Annotated in this window: 3 protein-coding genes; 1 reads left to right on the forward strand and 2 read right to left on the reverse strand. The window is 58.8% G+C overall.

Features of this window, described 5'->3' with window-relative positions:
* Window positions 1-813 (forward strand): LysR family transcriptional regulator (locus HF921_RS11730; protein ID WP_215893863.1); only part of this gene is annotated, 813 nt, incomplete at its 5' end.
* A gap of 7 nt (window positions 814-820) precedes the next feature.
* Here HF921_RS11730 and HF921_RS13465 read toward each other — a convergent pair.
* A complete protein-coding gene (locus HF921_RS13465) occupies window positions 821-955 on the reverse strand; it encodes a hypothetical protein (RefSeq protein WP_264318205.1) in 135 nt (44 codons plus the stop codon).
* 335 nt (window positions 956-1,290) lie between these two features.
* On the reverse strand, window positions 1,291-1,582 hold a 292-nt coding region (locus HF921_RS11735), incomplete at its 5' end, for an NADH-quinone oxidoreductase subunit B family protein (RefSeq protein ID WP_404813118.1).

Here is a 1,582-nt window from a genome sequence, read left to right on the forward strand (position 1 = left end):
CCCGCCGTATCTATGCAGGTCCGCCAGATGGAAGAGCAAGTCGGACTGCCGCTCTTTGAACAACTGGGACGGCAGATTTATCTCACTGAAGCGGGGCGGGAAATGGCGCGCTACAGTGCCGCCATCACCCAGCAGTTGGATGAGGCGGTACAGGTGATCAATGACCTCAAGGGGCTGTCCGGGGGGCATATTCATATCAGCGTGGCGACCACTGGAGCGTATGTCGCGCCTTATCTGCTGGCGGCTTTCAGTAAATTGCATCCGCAGGTGACGGTCAGTATGGATGTTACGAACCGGGAGAGCCTGCTCCATCAGTTGGCGGAGAATGAAGTGGATGTTGCCATCATGGGGCGGCCACCAGCGGGTTTGTCGCTGGAAGCGACGGCTTTTCTGGATAATCCGCTGGTGATCATCGCCGCGCCCGATCATCCCCTGGCTCAGGTCAGGGCGATTACACTGGAGGCGGTGGCGGCTTATCCCTTCATTATGCGGGAGTCTGGTTCGGGGACGCGAATCGCGGTGGAACAATTTTTCGAAAAGGCCGGCATCGTTCTGCATGCGAGCATTGAAGTCAGCAGCCACGAAGCGATCAAACATGCGGTGCGCGCAGGTATGGGGCTGGGCATCGCTTCTCTGCATACGGTGCGGGAAGAGTTGCTGGCGGGGCGCCTGGCGGTGCTGGATGTGCAGGGGTTACCCATTGAACGCCACTGGTATCTGGTGCATCGTCAGGGTAAGCGTCTTTCGGCGGCCACCCAGGCCTTCCGGGATTTTTTGCTGGATCAGGAAGCGGCGCGTTTGTTGCCGGAGTAGGGAACCGTTATCTGGTCAGGGCGATAAATAGTTCCGGTAGTTTTTCCGGCAGCTTGGCAATATGGTCGATGACCGTGTACTGACGGCCGAAAATGTCGGCAACATAGGCATCGGCTTGGGGATCAAGGCAGAAATCCGCCAATAGCGTTGCCGTTCGGCGAACGTTGCATGTGCTGCACCATCTGCATGACCGGCTCCAGAGCAGAATCGCCCAGCACCGCGCCGCATCGATATACGCGCTTATCCCCGCGGGGCTGAGGCTGGCGGTGGCTTTGGCGATGCAATCGGGAAACACCTCGCCGACACGGGGAAAGCGGCAGTCGAGCTGGTTCCGGTAGGCCGCTGCTATTTGTGGCGGCGGAGAGATGTTGTGCAGCTATGGTTTAAGAAAAATTAATTTTGTCGCCCACTACACAACTGATCCGGCTAACGAATATTTACAAGGTGAACCTTTGAGCGTCAGGAGAATACCTCGTATCAGTTCTCTATCCGTTCCCCTGACACCTGCAAAAGTCCCCGCAGCAGGGCGTCAGGATCGGGCGGGCAACCTGGTATCTGCAAATCCACCGGCAAGACCTTCGCGACGCCGCCCATGACCGCATAACTGCCCTGGAACACGCCGCCGCAACAGGCGCAGTCGCCAACGGCGATGACCTTCCGGGGTTCAGGCATGGCGTTGTGACAGTCTTGTAAGGCGGCGACCATATGGCGGGTCACCGGCCCGCTCACGGTGAGCACGTCGGCATGCCGGGGCGAGGCGGTAAAGCGA

Source organism: Acidithiobacillus ferriphilus (genome assembly GCF_018854775.1).
Lineage (GTDB): Bacteria > Pseudomonadota > Gammaproteobacteria > Acidithiobacillales > Acidithiobacillaceae > Acidithiobacillus > Acidithiobacillus ferriphilus.